The 18,991-nt window shown below is 36.6% G+C and carries 13 protein-coding genes and 1 pseudogene; 8 read left to right on the top strand and 6 right to left on the bottom strand.

Annotated features, from left to right (window positions below; all coding sequences use genetic code 11):
• Window positions 1-114: 114 nt before the first annotated feature.
• A complete protein-coding gene (locus ACJVDH_RS15385) occupies window positions 115-3,228 on the top strand; it encodes a metallophosphoesterase (RefSeq protein ID WP_443944290.1) in 3,114 nt (1,037 codons plus the stop codon).
• A 395-nt stretch (window positions 3,229-3,623) separates the two neighbouring features.
• Here ACJVDH_RS15385 and ACJVDH_RS15380 read toward each other — a convergent pair whose 3' ends face one another.
• A complete protein-coding gene (locus tag ACJVDH_RS15380) occupies window positions 3,624-4,268 on the bottom strand; it encodes a DUF4468 domain-containing protein (protein WP_443944289.1) in 645 nt (214 codons plus the stop codon).
• Between the two features lie 44 nt (window positions 4,269-4,312).
• A pseudogene (locus ACJVDH_RS15375) lies at window positions 4,313-4,876 on the bottom strand (transposase); the annotation flags it as partial.
• A gap of 536 nt (window positions 4,877-5,412) precedes the next feature.
• Between ACJVDH_RS15375 and ACJVDH_RS15370 the strand changes: the two are divergent.
• Both ACJVDH_RS15370 and ACJVDH_RS15365 read left to right on the top strand, forming a co-directional pair.
• Window positions 5,413-6,423, top strand: coding sequence for a hypothetical protein (locus tag ACJVDH_RS15370; RefSeq protein ID WP_443944288.1), 1,011 nt, complete (start codon window positions 5,413-5,415; stop codon window positions 6,421-6,423).
• Complete coding sequence (locus ACJVDH_RS15365; RefSeq protein ID WP_443944287.1) at window positions 6,423-7,202, top strand: hypothetical protein; 780 nt, start codon at window positions 6,423-6,425, stop codon at window positions 7,200-7,202. Before ACJVDH_RS15370 ends, ACJVDH_RS15365 begins: the two co-directional genes overlap by 1 nt.
• A 96-nt stretch (window positions 7,203-7,298) precedes the next feature.
• Here the strand turns inward: ACJVDH_RS15365 and ACJVDH_RS15360 are convergent, their stop codons facing one another.
• Window positions 7,299-7,520 carry a helix-turn-helix domain-containing protein gene (locus tag ACJVDH_RS15360; protein WP_443944286.1) on the bottom strand — a complete coding sequence of 74 codons (222 nt, stop codon included), beginning with the start codon at window positions 7,518-7,520 and terminating at the stop codon, window positions 7,299-7,301.
• Between the two features lie 448 nt (window positions 7,521-7,968).
• Between ACJVDH_RS15360 and ACJVDH_RS15355 the strand changes: the two genes are divergently transcribed.
• From ACJVDH_RS15355 to istB, 4 genes are all read left to right on the top strand, one after another.
• Complete coding sequence (locus tag ACJVDH_RS15355) at window positions 7,969-8,139, top strand: transposase (RefSeq protein ID WP_443944285.1); 171 nt, start codon at window positions 7,969-7,971, stop codon at window positions 8,137-8,139.
• A 712-nt stretch (window positions 8,140-8,851) separates the two neighbouring features.
• Window positions 8,852-9,127, top strand: a complete 276-nt coding sequence (locus tag ACJVDH_RS15350) for a hypothetical protein (protein ID WP_443944284.1) — start codon at window positions 8,852-8,854, stop codon at window positions 9,125-9,127.
• Between the two features lie 281 nt (window positions 9,128-9,408).
• Entirely contained in the window at window positions 9,409-10,971 is a 1,563-nt protein-coding gene (istA, locus tag ACJVDH_RS15345) for an IS21 family transposase (protein WP_443944283.1), read from the top strand.
• Between the two features lie 49 nt (window positions 10,972-11,020).
• Entirely contained in the window at window positions 11,021-11,770 is a 750-nt protein-coding gene (istB, locus tag ACJVDH_RS15340) for an IS21-like element helper ATPase IstB (RefSeq protein ID WP_443944282.1), read from the top strand.
• A gap of 433 nt (window positions 11,771-12,203) precedes the next feature.
• On the opposite strand, the gene ACJVDH_RS15335 is transcribed toward istB, so the two are convergent.
• The 3 genes from ACJVDH_RS15335 to ACJVDH_RS15325 form a co-directional block, all read right to left on the bottom strand.
• Window positions 12,204-16,046 carry an SIR2 family protein gene (locus tag ACJVDH_RS15335; RefSeq protein WP_443944281.1) on the bottom strand — a complete coding sequence of 1,281 codons (3,843 nt, stop codon included), beginning with the start codon at window positions 16,044-16,046 and terminating at the stop codon, window positions 12,204-12,206.
• Window positions 16,047-16,304: 258 nt separating this feature from the next.
• Window positions 16,305-16,826, bottom strand: a complete 522-nt coding sequence (locus ACJVDH_RS15330) for a hypothetical protein (protein ID WP_443944280.1) — start codon at window positions 16,824-16,826, stop codon at window positions 16,305-16,307.
• A gap of 42 nt (window positions 16,827-16,868) precedes the next feature.
• On the bottom strand, window positions 16,869-17,792 hold the full coding sequence (locus ACJVDH_RS15325) for a hypothetical protein (protein ID WP_443944279.1): 924 nt from the start codon (window positions 17,790-17,792) through the stop codon (window positions 16,869-16,871).
• A gap of 325 nt (window positions 17,793-18,117) precedes the next feature.
• Here ACJVDH_RS15325 and ACJVDH_RS15320 point away from each other — a divergent pair, with 325 nt between their 5' ends.
• The gene (locus tag ACJVDH_RS15320) at window positions 18,118-18,894 is read left to right on the top strand and encodes a hypothetical protein (RefSeq protein ID WP_443944278.1); all 777 of its coding nucleotides are present in this window, start codon (window positions 18,118-18,120) and stop codon (window positions 18,892-18,894) included.
• Window positions 18,895-18,991 lie beyond the last annotated feature (97 nt).

The raw sequence follows: 18,991 nt of genomic DNA, 5'->3' as shown, positions 1-18,991 counted from the left end.
GCTCTTGATGAGGTAAGCTTTGCATTACCATAGAATTCCGAAATTAAAATGAATGATATATATTCATCAACTTATAACCAAAAAAAACTATTTTAGAGAAAATACATTAACGCTATGATTATACTACATCTCACAGATTTTCACTTTAAGCTTCAAAAACAGCACGATCATCAACAAACCAAAATTATTGATGACATAATTAAACAAGTAAAAGAATCAGTTAAAAAAGTCGACTTGTTGTTATTTACTGGCGATTTCGTTTTTAATGGAGATGAAATGGGGGCCTTTGATAGGGTTCGAAAAATTCTAATAGATAAAATTCTTAAGGAATTAGATCTTAATACAAATCAATTATTTATATGCCCAGGAAATCATGATGTCAGTAGAAAGGTTGTCAGTAAAGCAATTATTAGTCAATTAGATAAAATCAATTCAAATCATGATTTAGATAATTATATTGTTCCTAAAGAACTAGATTACCAAAATAGTTTACAGCCCTTAAAAAATTATCAATCATTTGTAACGCAAATTTTTGGTAAAGGAGGAGGTGGCAATACATTTGGAAATGGTTGGTCAACACATAGAAGAACAGTAGATGGTAAGAAAATAGGAATTTTTTGTGCGAATACTGCTTGGAGAGCTGTGGGAAACCAAGATGAAGGTAGACTTTTATTACCTCTTTCACATATTAAAGAAGCGCTGTTTGAAGTAAAAGGTTGTGATTTTAAAATTATTATACACCATCATCCATTATCACAGCTTGCGATATATAATCAATTGGAAGTAGAGGATATGATTTATAATAATTTCAATGTTTCTTTCAGTGGACATCTACACAAAGACAGTAAATCTATAATGCTCACTAATAGTGATGGAATCTTAAAATTATCATCAGGTGCCACTCTTGCTGATTTTGATGGATCAACCGTAGGTTTTTCATTATTGGACTTCGACCTAGAAAGCCTTGCAGTACGGGGACATAATTATAGGTATGATAGACAAAGTGAATTTTTTTACACGGGAAAGGAAATTGACGTTCAGCTCCCTGTTTCTAAGGAAAAAGAAAAGCAAAATAAGTTTAGACAGAGGTTGAGAGAACTTCATGATTTGGAACTTGACAACGCAGATGACTTATTTTTAAGTGGCAAAACTAATAAGGATCGAAAAGGGTTTAAGGATCTTTGGACTAACCCAGTTATAAGTACTAAGAGTCCTGAAGAGGCAAAAAACGCAAGTGTATATACCCAGTTCAATTGCGACGAATTTGTTAAATCAAATAGAAGCTATTTGATAATGGGAGATGATAAATGTGGAAAAACATCTTTATTAAAAAAAATTCAACTTGATTGTTTTAATAACTATAATATTTATGAAAAAATCCCTCTTTATATTGACACAAAAAAGATTGACAAGTCAGCTTCAATAGTCAATAAAATAGAAAAGGAAATAATTACATATTATGCAACAAGCAGAGCTGGTGCACAAATTTTAATGAGTTCAACTGTGTTCATGCTATTACTTGATAATCTAGAACTAAAAAATCAAGAGGAGCAAGAGTGGCTTGAAGAATTGATTCGTTGTTTTGCATTACCACAAATTATTATATGTACTGAACAAAATTCAATATCTAAATACCAAAATGTAACTATTGGGGGAGAGGATGTAGTTAATATCTATTTTCACTCACTTAAAAAGAAACAAGTAAGAGAATTAGCAGAAAAATTTTATGGAAACTCGGATAGCAAGCAGGAAGTTCTTACAAGGATAAATGACATATTTACAATGTTAGCAATACCCTTCAATTTCTGGAGTGTTTCCTTATTCATGTGGGTCTTTAAAGAAAGTAATAAAGATATCACAAATGATGTTGACTTAGTTGATTTGTATGTGGAGTCTATCCTTGAAAGGGAGAAATTGATAAAGAATAAGGGTTCATTCAGCTATGAAAAATATAAACAATACCTTGCTTATTTGAGCAAATTTCTCCTTTCTAAAAAAGATACAGCTTATTCTGCAACACGCGATGAAATTCTAGACTATACAAGAACTTATTTAGCTGAAAATCCTAGAAACAATACTGATGCTTCAACAGTATGGAAGTACGTCGAAACTAAAGAAATCATCAAAGAAATTCAACCAGGCTATTTTACTTTTAGATTAAATGGGGTTTTTGAATATTTCCTAGCACATTACCTAAAACTTGATGAAAAGTTTAGAAATACAATAATTTCTGATGACAACGTCTATCTGAGTTTCAAGAATGAGCTTGAAATGTATGCTGGATCAAATAGAGGAGATGAAGACTTTGTCCAAAAAATATTTGACAAGACAAAAACTATCTTTAATAATGTGACGAGTACTTTTGATCGTATGTTAATTGACAAAATGTTAAGTGAGGTTCACTTTGATGATATTGCTAATCAAATGAATACAACAGCAAAAAAATTGTTGCAAGAAAGTTTTACCGAAGAAGAAGTGGATGACTTTCAGGAATCAATGGCTCAATCCACAGGCATAGCGTTGAATGAAAATTGTGAGGTAAAAGTAAAACAGCCGATGCCAATTGATGAGGAAGACGTTATTTCATTAGAGAGATCTCTTTATATTCTAGGAAGAGTTTATAAGAATGCTGACGACATAAAAAATAATCAGCTTATTGATGAGATGTTTGACTATTTAATTAACACAGCAATTGCCTGGGGATTTAAGTTATTTCAGTCATTCAAACCTGAAGAGCTTTCAGAGTCTGGTGAAAAACAAAATCTAATAAAACTTGTAAATCTTATGAAAGCACTATTGCCCATTATTGTTCAAACAAGAATTTCTGATATGATTGGAGCTAGTAATATGCAAGGAATAATAAAGCTAAAGCTAAAAGGAAATATAGATACTCCTGGTGAAGAAAATCAATTTAAGAGATTTATCCTACTGTACCTATTGGCAGATATTGACCTTATACATAATATTGAATATATACAAGAAAGCATTTCAACTATCAAAATGCCAATACTCAGATATTCGATAATGATGAAAATCCTTTACTATTATAATTTCAAAACAAGTGAATTAACGCCGACAACAAAATTGGAGATTGAGAAAAAACTTCAGGGGTTATACCGAGACATGAGTGGAAAATTTAATAATTCCATCTTTGGGAAAGACGCAGTTAATACATTATTTCAAAGCTTAGATAAGAATAAAGTTATTTTGAAAGTTTCTGATAAATAGAATGTGACAGCTTTACGACTTTATTATCTTAACAAATAAAGAAATACCTCAACGATTTTTTCATTGAGGTATTAGCTTTACTAAAAATCTGTACCTATTTTTTTACTCATTTCCTTTTGAACAATGTTAAAATCACCGGACAAAAGTTGAAGGTATCCATCCACTGGTGTATATTAATCTTTCAGATGTAAATTTATGAGCACCAATTTTGGTAAATAGAATAAATGTCACACGAGGCGAAGATTTCGATGGTGCCAGAAATTAATAGTATTTCGACCCATTTTATATTCTTTTACACTACAGTAGTACTTAGACTAGCAAAAATAAATAATTATCAGTCTCACAAAACGAACAAAAGCAACTCATTGGCAATTACCAATGAGTTGTCAAAGAAACTAAAAATCGTTATCAAGTTTTTTACTCATTTCTCTCTGAACCAAGTTAAAGGTTGCTAACATTTTATCATTTAAAGTTTTTAAAACCCTCATTCTTTGTCGTTTGCCATTTTGTCGAGCATTTGCCAGGGCTGAAACAGGCATGCTTTGTGATTGAAAGTCAGAATATGATCTGTATCGCGATGTCTGACCGTATGTATATTTTGGCACTTCCATTTTGATCTTATATTTTCCATCTTTGACTATAATAGAAAGCAGCGCATTAAAGTAATACTGATCTGTACTCGGGTTTGATCCTAACGCACTTAAGGCAGTCATATCACTAATATCATAGAAGTTATTTATGCTGCAAATACCGGCTTCGATATCATAATTTGATGTTCCCATTTTATTACTGGTGAAAGTTTTTTGAATGGCTATTTTAGCACGAGAAAACATTTCCACCTTAGAAATACCTGGTAACTCGACGATGGCTTCCACATACACTTCGTTATCTTTAAGAGGCAAATAATCACCTAATGCAACAGTGTCAGCAACCTTGCTGCCATTTCGGTATGTACTCCAAGTTATTGCATCTTGTGCATTGGCACTAAGTCCGACTGACAGACTTAAGATAGATAAGAGAGTTAATTTTTTTAATTTCATAATTTATATTTTTAAATCACAAAGTTATTAATATTATAATTATTTTAAATGACTGATTCTTTTGGTCTTAAGTAATGGCTTTTGAACCTGGCCATTTTAAGTGATAAATGTCTCAAAAAATGAACTTTTTTCTCGTTGGAGTAATTTGAACATGCCGCCGGCAGGGCTTTATATTCCATGGGTGTTTTACCATTTAGCGCTTCATGCGGTCTGCAATAGTTGTAATCATGCATCCATTCTTCGGCCAGTACCTGTGCTTGCATGGTGTCCTCGAATAAATAGGCATCCAAAATATTTTCCCGGAAGGTTCTATTGAACCTCTCGATATAACTATTCTGCATCGGCCTACCCGGCTGTATATATTGAATCACAATATCTTTTCCCGCACACGAATCCCGAGATTCTTTACTGATAAATTCTGGCCCGTTATCTCTCCTGATACGCTTTGCTTTCCCTTGTTCCTTGGTAATTCTTTCCAATAATCTGGTTACCGTAGTTGCGGGCATACTATGAGCAATTTCCAACGCAACGGACTCTCGGTTATAATCATCTATAATATTAAATGTCCTAAACTTTCGCATGTTGGTTAATACATCACTCATAAAATCTAGGGACCAAGTTACTCCTGTCTCTTAAGGCTGCAACAAGGGTTGTTTTACAAGCCCTGGGATTCGCTTACGCACTTTCCTGTGGCGGTCCATGCCCAATAACAGATAAATGCGGCGTACCCGTTTATAATTCAATATCAAGTCTTCTCTACGGATACTCCTATAATACAAATCCTGCCCTTCAGTTGGATGCTCTTCCGCCAGTTCCCGAAGCTTCAGAATCGTTGAGTTGTCATCCTTAATCTTGGATTAATTTGAACAGATATTATAAATTTGGATTCTCGTCGACAGATCGGTTCGAAATCCGGTAGGGTTACAAAAGAGTTTGTTTTAAAGTCTGCGAGAGTGATGAAGAATTGTTTAGAAGTCTTTATTTTGTTTAGTTATTTACATAAAAAGCAAATTTTTTATCTATATTTAGCTTCTTACTTTAACTAATCATTTATATGAAGCGCTCTATAATTATGCCCGTTCAAGGAATTTTTTTCCTCCTTTTGATGTTGTTTGTTCTTAATTCTTGCAAAAAAGATCGAGATATGAATAACCCGATTGATCTTACTCAAGCGAAAGATTGGTTCGATAACCAGCTAAAATCAAGCAAGATGTTCTTAAAATCTAATTATGGAGATTCCATCAAATTTTCGATGACTCCAGATTGGCAATCTGCAGAAGACATTTTGATAAATAAAGAAACTCATATAGTCGTATTACCGGTAAAAAGCAACATTGATATCGTTATCAAAAAAGGTAGTAACCTGATATTGATGATTGAACGAAAGAATGGAAAATTCTCTTCCCGATTGATCGATCTGGCAGCTGAAACTAATAAGAATACTATCAATTATTCATTTTTATATAAGCAAGTGTTTTCAAGCGCAGATATGTCCAATCTATCAATTTCATTTCTAAATCCATCTATTTCTGCTTACCCGACCTCACAATCCAACCGACAGTCTATAATGTCAATCCCAGAGAAAACTATGGCTGTACGATGCACAGAATGGGTCCTGACTACTGATTATTATGTAGATGGTGTTTGGGTAGGTCAAACGGAGCAGACCATTGGCGTAACCTGCAGCGGCGACATTGAAGAATTTGTTCCAGATTATGGTGGGACAGGTGGCGTTACACCAACAACTGATTGTAGCTCGGAAACAAATAGTATGCGTTTTATGATTACAAACGAAACAGTTGGTAATGAGATTGTAGGGCAAAATGCAACGACACGAGTAAAAAACTACGATTGGAAGATAGCAAAACAACAATTGGGTTTGTGGTCTTATGTAAGTCATGAGCAAGGAACACATGCTTTTACTAATAACGAATGGAGGTGGCAGTCTTTAGAACATAAGTCTATCACAAGAACTGGTGCGGTTGTTGGCGGGGATATTTCCATAACCGAAATTAGCGCGACAACCACAATGGGAATTTATAATACAGTAATGGAGGTTAAATTTAATTTAATGGCCTCAATTGCATGCAAAGGTTCTCCGATCACAACCTCCAATGATTACTCGGCAAGCAAATTATTCTACGTTAACGACTAATGGTGATTTCAGAAGGTAAAAAGAAAAATAAGCCATTCCGATGGCTCATTTTGTTTGTTTTTATTGGAATAAGCTGCGTAGGAAGGAATATAGATAATGAAAACCCTACTAAACAAATATTGGCAAGCTCTATTGAACTTCTTGACGGGGCGAGTATAAGTACTTTGCGGCAATCCGTTAACATCTACTGTTTTAAAAATACAAAGATGTACGAGATTCCATTATACAACGAGGCAACAGTTGTGCGAGTAAATCGAAGTGGTGATATTTTAAATGAAAAAATTAAAAGTGATACTACTCATAATCTTTTTGTATTTAAGGATGGAGATGAAACGGGAATTAAATATTCTAATTACAAAGACTCTATTACTACTATCTTTGACGTAGACTCATTACTCAAAAAAAATGCATACAAAGGTGTTAATTTTTATGATCAGAAGAATGATTCGCTGGTATTAACAAGAAAAGAAAATGACCAAAACTATGTAGAATTTTATGTTCCCAGGAAGAAATTTGACGAAAGTTACGCCGATACCACAATTTTTTATTTAAAAAAAAACAATTCAAATTTTGGTTATTCTTTCTCTTCGGAGTTAGAAAAACAAAAAAATGGTTATAAAGTTCACAAGGTGATCTTTATCTATAATCCTACGCACAACAAACGACTCAATATTGATGCTCCAAGAAGAAAGATGGAATTCGAGTTAAGAGAAGATACAATTTATAATACAAAACATCTAATACAGATTTTTGACAGATTTATAAATAGAAGAAGGTAATGTGACTGCTTATTTAATTTTTCAGCATGCATCTCTTGTATTCATCACTAAGAGGGAAGGCTACACTTCCTGATAACTCAGGTTGTAAAATAATAATCATAATTTTTTACTTTCGTGTTCCTGATATTTTAATAAATTCCCGGGTTGGCATTTCAATGCATTACATATTGCTTCAAGTGTACTGACGCGTGTTGCTTTTGCCTTTTCATTTTTTAATATGGACAGATTGGCAGGTGTGATCTCTACCTTTTGAGAAAGCTCATTAAAAGACATTTTTCGATTAGCCATCATTATATCTAAGTTAATTACAATCGGCATAATTAAATGGTAAGCTGATTTTCTTCTTGAATGTCTATTCCTTTCTTGAAGAACAGTGAAATAATAAAAACAATACCGAAAAAATCTCAGATTTGAAAGATTCAGTCCCAGATAAAGATTAATAACCTGAACCTTGTTTCCTGCTGCCCTCGATTAGATCTGCAATGAGTCAGGCGAAAGAGGATGGCCAGGATAAAAGAAAATTCTTAATAAAAAACAAGAAAACAATAATTATTAAGAAAAATGGCAAATATTGATGAAGTAAATACACCGAGCATTTGCAAAGAATGCAAAAAATTAGAAGGAGGTAATCGACATACTCCTGCCCATCAGTTCTTAGTTCAGACTAATTTCAAGCCGTTTCTATCACAATATGGGAATGTTGATGTGGAGTTGCTACATTTGATCGGACAGTAAGTTAAGAGAATTATATATCTTAACAGAAATTATGTCACAACAGAGAAAAACATATCCGAAGGAGTTTAAATTAATGAGTGTTGAATTGAGTAATACTCGTACTGATCTGACGGTCCTGGCCAAAGAATTAGATATTACACCCCAGCTATTATATCGTTGGAGAAAGGAATATTCAGCGAAACAAGGTAGCAGCTTCCCTTGAAATGGCAAGGTGATATTGAGTGAGACCGAGCAGGAGCTTGCACGACTAAAAAAGGAATTGCGTGATACACAGATGGAACGCGACATATTAAAATCGTTCTAGAGCGTCAGTACCTGTGGAATTGCCAATACAACCAAACTGCCAAAAATCCGTAAATTGAACTGACTTTCAGCGAGCCCCCCGCCTTTAATGGTACTTAACGAGTCCTTCTTAAAATCTGGGCCGGATGCTTTATGTGCACCATTTCGGTGGACATTTGATGAATAAACTGGTGATCTCGGAAGAGAATCCCGTACAGAAAACTTTTAACTATCGATAGCATTCCCTGAGGTCATTAATTATTTAATCCATGAATTATGGGAAAGCACGACAATTCATTTAAGGTTATCCATCCGAATGCAGCAGGCATTGATGTTGGATCCTTTAGATGTTAACGGGGCATCACAAAAACTTGCTATAAGACGTGCAAAAAAACTACATCAAGAGTTTGGGTCCGCAAAAAATTATGCAGACCAATGTCCATGTACGACAGTATATAAACTTCTAGAAGAGCTAAATAGAAATTTAAAAGACTGATTTTTCTCTTTAATTAATAGTTATTTTAAAAACAGTGTAATATCTATTTATTTCTTTTTTTAGCATTTTTACAAAAATATAGGTTTGTCTCAAAAAACGATCGGCAGAAAGAATTTAATATTAAAAAAAATGATTAATGAAGTTATTGCTTATTAAGGAATACAACCCCCTGATAATTTTAGAGGAAAGATACATATTAAAAAAAGAGAACTACCTTTCAGCAATTGACTATCCAGTGAAGACAATCGGCGAACTTTATACTGCTTCTCAGGAAGATTCAAAAAATAGATCTGCGAGTAATGGCGATATTATCCAGTTAAATACAGGTTCATTATTTATCATTGCTCTCGTTGGTTACCGAAAAGTAAAATGGGGAGACGTAATTAATTTTACAGTCGCTAATAATAATTAACATATTTCAAATAGCACTCAGAAAACGAACGTTTCTCATAACCTGTTCATATTTGATGCCTTGTCAGCAAGGTCGAAAGGTATTGAATGCCAATAACAATCCCGACCAGCAGGTGTGATCGGTAATTAAAAATACAGGATTTTTCGTAACCAAGAATACAGGGAAATTGGCAAGAATGATGTCGAGAAATTGGTAAGAATAAATACATAGTTCACCTTTTGGGGCGAAGCCCCAAAAGATTAGAACACCTTTGTCTTTCACCACAAAATACAAGGGATTCAATGAACTATTATTTAAACAAACTTATGATCTATCATGAAGTCCACCAAATGGAAAGAGCTGGTTTTTCCATTCAGAAGATTGCCGAGCACCTGGTTATGGACTGGCGTACCGTCAAACGGCTATTACTGCTGAGTGAAGAAGCTTACCTTGAACAGTTGGAAGCGCCACTTGGCAGAAAATGTTCCCTGGATGCGTATGAGGAGTTCGTCCGGGAAAAGCTAATTCTGTATCCAGCTACCTCTGCCGCCCAGATGCATGACTGGTTGAAGGAGCACAATCTAAATTTCCCAAGTGTTAGCCCAAAGACCGCCTTCAACTTTGTGCGTTCTGTCAGGAACAAGTACAACCTTCCAAAGACTGAACCTCAAAGAGATTATTCCTCTGTTCCGGAACTGCCCTATGGTCAGCAGGCACAGGTCGACTTTGGTTTCTACAATATGTCAACCACTCAGGGCAGAACCAAAAAAGTCCAGTTCTTTACTTTTGTACTGGCGCGGTCCCGTTACAAATATATTTATTTCAGTGATACCCCTTTCACCACCGAATCGGTTATAAATGCTCATGAAAAAGCTTTTCAGTTCATTGGAGGGCAACCACTGGAGATCGTTTATGATCAGGATCGGCTTTTTATAGTTTCAGAAAACCTGGGTGATATCATTATGACCGCTGGTTTCCGTGCGTATGTCCGCTCATCCGGCTTTACCACCCACTTCTGCAGAAAGGCCGATCCTGAAAGCAAAGGCAAAGTAGAAAACGTAGTCAAGTATGTAAAACAGAACTTTCTTTACAACCGCTCTTTCAGAGATATGGAAACATTGAATTCCGATGCGCTGGCATGGCTATCCAGAACGGCAAACCTAATGCAACATGGCACAACCAAACTTATTCCACTGGAGGAATTCATAATTGAGCAAGCTTTTTTAACCCCCTGGCAACCAACTCAAACCAGGCCAATAGAATATCCTGCCTATACCGTTCACAAGGACAATAAGATCTCCTATAAAAGCAATGTTTACAGTGTTCCATTGGGGACTTATAAAAAATCAAAAACAGTATTGGTCAAAGTTACCTATGAGCAGATAATTATCATGGACCACAGCCTTACCGAAATATGCAGGCACGAGCTCTCCAGGCTAAAAGGACAGAAAATCCTTTCAAGAGACCATGGGCGGGATAAAGAAACCGCTATCGTGGAAATGATGGAGGACTTCTGTGATCTTATGGAAAACAAACTCAAAGCAATAAACTGGCTTAGTCAGATCAGAAACCATAAGCCACGTTATATACGGGATCAGATCCAGTTGTTAAGGTCCACAGTAGTTGGTCTGGATCCTGTGATTGCCTCACGTGCATTGGATTATGCATGCAGCCATAACATTGTGAGCGCAACAGACTTTAAGGCAATTGTAAAGAGTATGCTCCGGGAGTACAAATCTGAAGATGCATCTGAGGTAAAAATAATCCAGCTCAACCCATTGAGTGGGGAAAGCCGCAGAAATGCGGACACCGTTCCTCAACAGAGTGATCTGGATGATTACGATGAAATATTTAATCAAAAATAACAAAAGCGGAGTCATTTGATATGGCTCCGTAACTAAAAAAGCAAAAAACATGGAAGTACAGAAACAGGAGATCAGACAGCTTTGCAGCAAGTTTATGCTGACTGGCATGGGTGCAAGTCTGGAGGGCATCGTAAATGATGCCGAAAAAAATGGGATTGGTTTTATGGAGTTCGCTTTGCGTCTATTGAAGAGCGAAGTGGAGCACCGTCAACAAAAAGATGAAGCCAAGCGGATGAAGGCAGCAGGGTTGCCCAGAAGCAGTGATCTTGAACATTACGATCCGGAAAAAAATGGGCTTAGAACCGAAAGGCTAGCACAACTCAGAGAGCTAAACTGGATGGATCAATTGTTCAATATGGTATTAATGGGGCCATCAGGAACAGGGAAGACACATTTGGCAGCGGGATTGTGCCGGGATGCAGTCAAAGCGGGCTACAAGGCCTATTTCAGGTCAATGGATGAGATTATAAATACGCTCAGAACAAAGGACTTTGTAAAATCTCAAATGCTTGAATACAACAAATTGGCTAAAGCCAATATGCTCGTGTTGGATGACATTATGCTTTTTCCACTGGAAAAAAATATGGCAGTGGCTTTTTTTAACTTTATAAACCACATTTATGAGTCCACTTCAATCGTGGTTACAACCAATAAAAAACCAACCGAATGGGCCAAAATGTTAGAGGATGAAGTTATTGCGACCGCGCTGCTAGACAGGTTACTTTTTAAGTGTGAAGTGGTGAATCTAACAGGTGATAGTTTCAGGCTTCAGAACCGTCAAACTTTTTTTGAATCGTAAAAATATTAACCTACTTTTGAACGGACTCTGTATTTATTAGTGCCATTTTCTCTGCACCATTCTTGCCAAAAATACTGTATTCCTAATTACCAAAAACTCTACATTCCTTATTACCGACTACAGCAGGTTGTCAAACCCAATTTTTCATGTATAAAACTGGGAAGTGTACCCAAGGAGATTCCCATAATCAGAAATTCAAAAAGCACTATAAAAAAATTATTAGCAGACTTTTTCCAATGTTTCCCTCTTTGTATTTAGACATCATTTTAACCTCCTTAAGTTTTTTGCAAAACTATATCGACAAAGCGCAAAAACCTTGATCTAGGTCACCAAATTGAAAGGTGGCAGATTCCCTTCACCCTGACCTTTAAACAACATCATAAACTTTTCTGTGACTCTCTATTAGAATAGCTGCTGATAATTGGGAAATTCACTATTCCAGTTCCATTTTGTCATTTTTTCTGTTCACCAGTTGCTTTATAGAATTATAAACTGAATTTCTAGCTTGGTCAATCCACCAGTCTAAATCTTCATCATTCTTGGAATAAGGTTTAAGAGCCAGGGCGATCCTGCAAAGCTGATAATCACTAAACGCTTTTTCTGTATTTGGTAGGGGATGATAACGGTATTTTCTTAAAATATTCAGAATTACTTCCTTGCTGTTCCAAAACTCTTTTCGACCTTCCGCTTCTGTTTCTATCCAGTATACCATGTATCCCAGGGATGCCTCTACACCAGGCTCTGCTTGAAATAAAATTTTATTTAGTACCATCACAACATGCCTGTCTTCTGCTTCCCCACGATTGAAATTGGCAGCCAAATCTCCAAGTGCCCAAACCACATCGGCTTTTTCAAGACTGGTCAGACCATCTTCCAGACCATCAAAATTAGAATTATACCTGTGAAATTTTTTTACTAATGCTTTAATTGAATTATAATTTCTATAAGTACTGAGAAATTCCCGGTACTGGAACAAGAACCAATCCATCACCTCTGAAAGCTTAAAATAACTAAACATTTGCTCCTTTTGACTCATAATGAGGTCAAGTTCATCTTCCTTACCAAGTAAAATGTCTGACAGTTTTGTCAGCTCAGTATCGTTCCAGTTTATACCCCCTGATATGTTTTGTGCTAATGATAAATTCTTCAGATTGATTGGGTCGGCACGGCCCCAGCTGGTACGGCCGTTTTCATTCTTTCCTCTAAAACCTGTGTCCCATAATCTAGGTGAATCAAGAACAATCTTTTTAATTTTTTCAGTTAGTAACTGATCTCCACTCGAAAAGTAAACAACAACATCCCAGAAACGGCTATCTGAAATTTGACTAAAATCCATCGAAACCAGCACACCTTTAATTTTAGTTACTTGCTCATCAGTAAGTATAGCGTTCAAGTTAGCTAAAACATACAGGCTATTTAGTCGTGTTTTGGAGATGGATCCTATAATTTTAGATATATCATTATCAATTGTTGTAAAATTTTCTTCTTCTCTGGAAATGCGATTGTAAAAATAGTTCCGTTGGATGTTGTAAGTATAATTCAGCTGGATTTCGTTGCTTTCATTAATCGTAGCAGAAAGGCAATCTGAAACAAGCTGCAATATTAAATCTTTATCCTCTATGTACCTGAGAGCGGTGTAAACTAGTTTTGATAATGGATTGCGGTGTTGCTCACGAAAGGCCAGTTTTTTAGAAACGTTCATCCTCCACTCTTTCATAAACCTGTTCTGCCAAACAGCGGGGGGAATAACGATTAGGAAAGCTGATAGAAAGGCGATTATGTTATCACTCATTTCTTCTGGTGCAGACCAGATGGCCGCGAAAAGATTCTTCGCGATACGGTTTTTAACCCGTTGGCTGATTTTTTCGTTACTGGCATATTCCTGGGCTACTCTAATACAAAAATCCCGCTCATTTACTTGAAGGGAGTAAAACAGAAAGGCTTCAGGATAAATTTCGTAACCATGGCGCATTAGTTCAAACCAGTCAGTTGCCTTCAACTGAAGCGTTGGTGCATGGCTAAATTGTGTGCCGCTACATACCATCAAATATAGTAACCTGATCGCAGCTACCCTGTACCTTACCTTATCCCAATGGTCATCGTCACGGCTAATAGAATACCGGCCGGAACCGAGAGTTTCCATTTTTTGCAAACTTGGTTGGGGCGAATTTTTTAAATATTTAAAGTTATTTGAAAGCTGGGTAAAACCTTGCTTGGAATATGCGGAAACAATCTGAGCTAACTTCTTTCTGTCATGCCAATCACTGCAGCAGATTAGTAGTTCAGATAAATATAGACGTAGCTCTGGTTCAAGAGAATGCTTTGGGCTCAACATTGTTTTGATGTACGAATCAGCTTTTGATCTATCCCAAAGTGATAACAGACCTGCCTTTTGAAGGATTTCCGTTCCTTTTGCATCCCAGTTATCAAGCTTTTTCTTTAGTTGTCTGAAATTAAAGCTGAAAGCCAGGTCGTAAATTTCTTCACTTATACTATCTGTTGATCTTTCGCCCCTGTTCATCGCATTAGAAAGCCCTACTGATTCCTTCAGGAATGATGCATTGTCGCCCGAGTTTAGGAGATCACCTTTAATATCCAAACTGAAAGCATAATCAAGTGGAAGCATGGAATCTTTGAATGCAAAAACCAATAGCTCCATTTCAATAGGATCAATAACAGCTTTAACCTTACGGGATTTCTTACTACTTTCTTTTCGAAGGCGGTAATTGTCATAAAACTGAATCAAACTGAGCTGTGTATCTGTGTAGTTTAAATCCGGAATGGAGATGGTAACTGCGAGTGCTTTCAGCCGCATTAAATTTTCCTTTATTTTATCCGGATCTTGACGAGGTTCATGCCTTAAAGTCGTCCTGTCTTTCCAGATGTCCCGCCATTCCGAAATATGACTGGTATCCGCTAAAGGGATCATAGGTTCAGCGTTCTCATCATCTGCCAGAAATGAAACAAATGCTTTCAAATAATCTTTATAGCTCAAGGGGCCAGCTTTGTCTTCCAGAAAACGGGCAAAGAGGCTTTGGACCGATGAGTGCTGCAAAGGAATTCTCTTGATATTATGATTTTCAAAAAATAACTGGCGATCTGGTGCAATCTCACCGCTATTCACGTCAATGAGGTAAATCTTGACCTCCCTTGGCTCTCCATTCTTGTTGCCTCTTTGCAATACATCCCTGACCCAAGTGATCCATGCAATGAAATTGGGATCATCTGCAGAAAAACCAACTAAACAAAAAGATTCCTGTAAGAGGGAAATTCGCATTAACTGGGTAAAGGGTTCGTGAAGGTTTGGGTATCGGTCATAATCTTCCTGAGAAATTACATACTGGCATTTATGGTCACCATCGAAACCAAATTCAAAGTTTTCGATCTGATCAGGACTCCGTAAAGAACCATGGAGCTTGATGATATTTTTGTTCCGTTTAATCTTAAGTTTACTAGCTTCAGTAACAATTGTAAAACAGTCATTAAGTAACTTTTCTTTTTTATCAATTTGAATACTTTTCAGACTCGATTGCCTTTCGATTGATCTGAGTTGTGCATATAGCTCATTCTTCTCCTCCTTTAGGGACTGCAAATCATCCGGGATCGGAATAGTTAAGCCAGTGGTGCCCTGGATGGCTACATTGTTTTCCTGTTCATAAATTTTAACCTCAACTTCGTTGAGGGATTTCTCAAGAGTACTGTATTTCCGGGAGAGTATTGCAACTTCTTTTTCTAAATACTCGATATCCTTTCTGAGATCATTTGGAAGTTGGTCGCTGACACATATATCCAGTAAATGATCATAGTTGGTCGTGTAGATATTATTCCAGCCCAAGCCAATTAAAGCCCTGTGTAAGTCCAGAACTTCGAAATCCAGGGACTGACTGTGTCCGCCCATAGACAATATTAGCTCTGAACCATCTTGATAGACCAAAGGGGTTCTTTGCTCGATATAGGTGGTGATAGATTCTATTGAGTGCTCCCGGATATATTCTGAGACTACCTGCAGGTAACCTTTTTGCCTGAGCAAATCCTTAAACCTAAGTTCGATGTAAGCTTTTTCCTTGACCGTTTTGCGTTTTGAAGAGGGAAGGGTGAAATACTCACGTGAAAGTTCTGCACCATACTGTGCATGCATCAGATCTAGCAGTAATTCATACCAGGTAGGAAATAAATTGCTGACATTTTTGCTAAATCCTGAACCCACCATTACCGACATCTGGTTGTTGCCAAGTTTGGTTCGTAGTTTTTGCAGTAAATTAGGATAATCTGTCATTAGAAAAGCATTTGATGCGAATTTAATAACAATCTGCCCTTCAAGCTAAACAAGTTATCCACTAAGCAACGGGGGTACAACAAAAGTGATAAAAACTTATAGCTTTAGTTAATATATATATGTTAACTATCAAACCATGAATGCCTGAGACTTTTCCACTCACTAAGATCCAGGATAGGGGAGGACAATGAAGTTGTTAAACTCGTTTTGGGAAGATTAACACACAGGTGTATTTTCCGGTTAAAATGAGAGAAACAGTTAGCCTGTTTCATCCTCACTGTTTCTCTCATTAATATAAAGGTAGAAGAAACTAATGAAGATATCGCTTGCAAGTAACATGACAGCAATCAACCAAAGAAAAGATGTCCACTTAAGGATAAAATAATATTTTTTCAAGAAATCAAAAAGTACAATAGCCATTGATTGCTTTTCTGAAAAGAGGTATTTACAAACCATGGCCATTATAAAACAAAAGCAGCACAAAACTGAATCTACGGCATATCTGTATAATTTTTTAGCCAAGGCCTTATCCTGGGTACTGCGTTGCCAGTTGAAGAGCATTGTCGAAACCCCGAGGAAAATCGCAAATCCATAACCGGTGAGCGTAACAAATTTAGCATCATCTTTAGCCAGCAGCAGGAAAAATTTAAACAGACCAATTAGGAAGGGGACAAAGACGATGATAAATAGTAAAGTTTTTACCGCCAATCTCAATGGCTTTTTAAGCCTATCCAGCCGCTGCTTCCTGTTTTGTAGCCTATATGATTTAGGTTTTATCATTTTTTTATGATTTTTATTTTCATCGTTGCCGATCGAGGAATATCAGTGCCCGGTTTCGAGTAAAGATTTTGCAGTCGTAAATGCCTGTTGATATAGCTCTTCATATTGCATCTGTTGACGAAGCTTATGCTGCTGGTAGATACTTGTTGAAATGGTATATTCCAGGATATAAAACCTATCGAGTACCTGCTGTAAAGTTTGTTTTCCCCACGAGTCCTCCACGGACCCATCCGGATGCATCACTATAGCGTGACAGAAACCGGGATTATTTCCGCAGTCAGGATGAAAACGCGAGACCGAAATGCCCATAGCTGGAAACCCGGTTAGATCTGACAAGGCCTGCGCAAAAGGGATACAGTTACCATGGGAATATTTGGAGGCCAGATAAGCCGGGATTTCAGGGTTTTGCCTTTTAGGGATTTGGTGAAGAAACGGAAGGTTAGCCAGGATAGCCCGCTTTGCACGCTCGATCTCTTGTTCATCTGCCTGAACTCTTAACGGCATCAATAGTAAATCCTCCTCTTGGTAACAGCGAGTCGAAATATAAGTCTTACCAGCCCTGACTCTACCACCAGCTACAGGTTGGATAATATATTTATTAAAAGCGAATATGCCCTTTTTACCCGTGAAGTCAAAAACTACATCCTGATTGGTTTCCACATATACCCGCACCGGAATCATGTCTTTCTCGGTGGCTTCCTGCTCACCGGTCAGCCAGTCTACCTGCAGCATCCAACCCGTAATTCTGGCGAGCGCAATTGCAAAATTGACACCATCGGATTTTTCCCAGTGGACGACACGTGCAGAAGGAAAAGAAGCAGGGTTATTAATTTTATTCATATCATGCATTAACTTTAGATCTTTAAATTTAGATTTTTTCCCGAAAAACTGATGATGTTTCCTTGGACTTAATATGATAACAGAAGTGTAGTGGGTTGTTAATGTGGATTTTACTTTCAGATCCAAAAAATGTGCACTCGAATATTGTACTTTTTGGATGATTTAAACTTACTCCTAACGGGCTTTAAGTTAATTTTTGAGCCTTTTACTACCCCAGGATTTAAAGACATTATTTAGCCTGAGTTTTATGAAGGGAGAAAAAAGGTCTGAACTATTGACACGATAAACAATTATGCTTATAATTGCGTACGCTTTTGGCAAGCTAGCCCGTTCGTGCGAAGATCTATTCAGCCATTAACTGTTTAATAATGCACACCTGCTCGCTTATTATCCAAAAAGATTACGAACGCAAATTCCAGGGTAAATAAGTGGGTATAAACAGGAATGTATTATGACACCTATTGAGTTTTTAAAACGCCAAGCAAAAAATCTTCTCAAAGATTTTAAAACACAAACATCTTCATTTGACTCTGAACTTCAACGGAATGTGCACCATTACGACGAAAAGTTCTTTAAAATCGATTTGCTAATAACTGATTTCTTCATTAATGAAGAAAAATTTAAGCTGGGTAATGCCCAGCATGTTATAGCAAAGCTCTGCGGATTGACTAAATGGCAAGAATTAACTGATGCATCACCAGCGAAAATTGAATTATCGATTTTGCTGCTTACCAACATGGATAGGCTTGAAGTTCGGGATTGGGACGAGTACGTTTCGGATATTGAAAATCTGAATAATTTCAAGCTTGATGATGATACTAAATTGGAAATTTTTAAAGAGAGATTTTTAGATCAAGAACAGGATACTTATTACGAAGATTATCGACTTCTAAAAGAGGAAGAAGCAGAAATTGAATGGGAAAGAGACCTTCCGGTTTCGCAGAGCACTGTAGTAAAAATTTCTTCACTTCCCTTAACTAAAGAAGATAGGGAGGAATTTATAGACGTAGCAAATCAGTCATTTGAACGGATTTTCATGGATATTGAACCAGAGAATCCAGAATTGACACTTCTGCTGTGGAATGCAGAGAGATACATTGACGAAGAATTGTTAAATCAAGATATGCTACCTATTGATCGCAATTATGCACTATCATTGATTGATGCCTTTCTTGTTGGTCATGTCATTCACTTAGCGACGCTGGCTGATAACAAAGTTTGTAATTAAGTAAGTTACAAATCGTTTTTAATGTATTCAATTTTTGATGGCAAATCTGCGATTGCAGCCATTTGAACGATAAAAATATTCGAAATTTGTCCTCCCA

It is taken from the genome of Pedobacter terrestris (assembly GCF_052343045.1).
GTDB lineage: Bacteria > Bacteroidota > Bacteroidia > Sphingobacteriales > Sphingobacteriaceae > Pedobacter.
Note: the sequence above shows the minus strand (reverse complement) of the source record. Positions and strands in the feature narration are given on the sequence as shown.

What these genes read in the sequence shown, in the direction of transcription:
- ACJVDH_RS15385 (WP_443944290.1), top strand. Translation starts at nt 115, where the DNA reads ATGATTATACTACATCTCACAGATTTTCACTTTAAGCTTCAAAAACAG.
- ACJVDH_RS15380 (WP_443944289.1), bottom strand. Translation starts at nt 4,268, where the DNA reads ATGAAATTAAAAAAATTAACTCTCTTATCTATCTTAAGTCTGTCAGTC.
- ACJVDH_RS15370 (WP_443944288.1), top strand. Translation starts at nt 5,413, where the DNA reads ATGAATAACCCGATTGATCTTACTCAAGCGAAAGATTGGTTCGATAAC.
- ACJVDH_RS15365 (WP_443944287.1), top strand. Translation starts at nt 6,423, where the DNA reads ATGGTGATTTCAGAAGGTAAAAAGAAAAATAAGCCATTCCGATGGCTC.
- ACJVDH_RS15360 (WP_443944286.1), bottom strand. Translation starts at nt 7,520, where the DNA reads ATGCCGATTGTAATTAACTTAGATATAATGATGGCTAATCGAAAAATG.
- ACJVDH_RS15355 (WP_443944285.1), top strand. Translation starts at nt 7,969, where the DNA reads ATGTCACAACAGAGAAAAACATATCCGAAGGAGTTTAAATTAATGAGT.
- ACJVDH_RS15350 (WP_443944284.1), top strand. Translation starts at nt 8,852, where the DNA reads ATGAAGTTATTGCTTATTAAGGAATACAACCCCCTGATAATTTTAGAG.
- istA (WP_443944283.1), top strand. Translation starts at nt 9,409, where the DNA reads ATGAACTATTATTTAAACAAACTTATGATCTATCATGAAGTCCACCAA.
- istB (WP_443944282.1), top strand. Translation starts at nt 11,021, where the DNA reads ATGGAAGTACAGAAACAGGAGATCAGACAGCTTTGCAGCAAGTTTATG.
- ACJVDH_RS15335 (WP_443944281.1), bottom strand. Translation starts at nt 16,046, where the DNA reads ATGACAGATTATCCTAATTTACTGCAAAAACTACGAACCAAACTTGGC.
- ACJVDH_RS15330 (WP_443944280.1), bottom strand. Translation starts at nt 16,826, where the DNA reads ATGATAAAACCTAAATCATATAGGCTACAAAACAGGAAGCAGCGGCTG.
- ACJVDH_RS15320 (WP_443944278.1), top strand. Translation starts at nt 18,118, where the DNA reads ATGACACCTATTGAGTTTTTAAAACGCCAAGCAAAAAATCTTCTCAAA.